We start from the raw sequence: 1,394 nt of genomic DNA, 5'->3' as shown, positions 1-1,394 counted from the left end.
TGCGCGGCAGTGGTGCACGCGCATTTGTAGGAGCCGCGTAAGCCGCGAAGCTCGTAGAGACAACGGCGCGGAAAGGCTTGAATCAAGCCAAAAAAGCCAAACGACAGAAGCTAGAAGCTGCCCTCATCCCAACCCTTCTCCCGCAGGCGCGAGACGGGCTTAAGCGCCAGCCCGAGCAAGGGTCACGGCCAAAGCCGAAGCCAAAGCCAAAGCCGAAGCCGAAGCCGAAGCCGAAGCCAAACCCAAAGACAACGCCAAAGCCAACGAAAAGCCAAAGCCAAAGAAAAGCGTAGGGACTCTGCTGGCGCCACCTGGAAAGCCGATGCCGAGCATGGCTCGGCACTCCCGTCAGGTTTTTTGGCGCAGCTGTGCGGCAACTGCCCAGCGGGCTGCGATATTGGGCGCGGTGATACATACCGCATCGTCGGTGACCGTGGTCACTGCGCGCTCGAGCAACTGGATATCCGCTTCATGCTGGCGCGCCACATGCGGGTCTTCAAAGAAGATCGCGCGTTGACAGCGGTGTTCGAGCACACGGTCCGCAATCTGTGCGTCGCCGCCGAGTGGACCGCTCTGGAAGCGGTGGATCCATTCCTGCTCGCGTGGCCAGCCGCGGCTCCAGGCCATTTCGTTCAAGCGCTGACCCGTGGTGCCGGTACCGATGCGCTGCGCGAATTGCGACAGCAGGTCGAAGTGCTCTGATGCGAAGGCCAGCATCTGTGGCTTGCGCGCGTCGTGGGCGATCAGGGCAAGCGTCTGCTTGCTGAAGTCATGTAGATCATCGGCGCCTGGATCCGGAGCGAAGCCGGCGTGGATGCGCTCCATTTCAATCCAGTCACGTGCGGTGGCTACCGTGGAGATGAAAGGCTTGCCGTGGATGACGCACTGGCGCTTGAGTGCGATGGCCTCAGGGAACACCGATGAAGGATCGACCGGGTCGATGAAGTAGATCGCGCCGTCGAGAGTACGCTCGGGTGTGCCCATGCCTACGACTTCGGCAACCAGCTTCATCAAACCGCCTTCGCGACCGTTTGGATAGCGCTGAAGTCCGGGGTAATCCTGTAGAGGATGCGTGCTGGCAATGGCGTCGTAGGTGCGGCCAACAGCGTGCAACTCCACGCCCAATTCGCGGATTCCGGTTTCGCTGGCGCGTAGCCAACGGAACAACGCAGCGTCGGCGCTTTCGTGATGGAGACGGTTTGCGGCCAGACCGATGCGCATTGCTGCTTCTCTTTGTGCGGAGTTTCTGAGTGTAGGGCAGCTGGGTGCCGGCTTGTTGGTGGCGTTGGAGCTAAAGCTAAAGCTAAAGCTCCCCTCATCCGCCCTCCGGGCACCTTCTCCCGCATGCGGGAGAAGGGAATGCGGCGCTACCGGGTGAACGGATAGTCCAAAGC

General features: G+C 61.1%; 1 protein-coding gene. It reads right to left on the bottom strand.

The genetic code is table 11. From position 1 onward, the window contains the following. Nucleotides 1-348 precede the first annotated feature (348 nt). Nucleotides 349-1,221 carry a methylglyoxal synthase gene (locus tag ACVOK8_RS19115; protein ID WP_481568195.1) on the bottom strand — a complete coding sequence of 291 codons (873 nt, stop codon included), beginning with the start codon at nt 1,219-1,221 and terminating at the stop codon, nt 349-351. Between the last annotated feature and the right edge of the window lie 173 nt (nt 1,222-1,394).

The sequence above is a fragment of the Stenotrophomonas sp. STEN083 genome (assembly GCF_056759195.1).
This window is presented reverse-complemented; position numbering and strand designations above follow the sequence as displayed.

Bases quoted from the DNA above. Each gene is read 5' to 3' on its own strand.
- ACVOK8_RS19115 (WP_481568195.1), bottom strand. From the start codon at position 1,221: ATGCGCATCGGTCTGGCCGCAAACCGTCTCCATCACGAAAGCGCCGAC.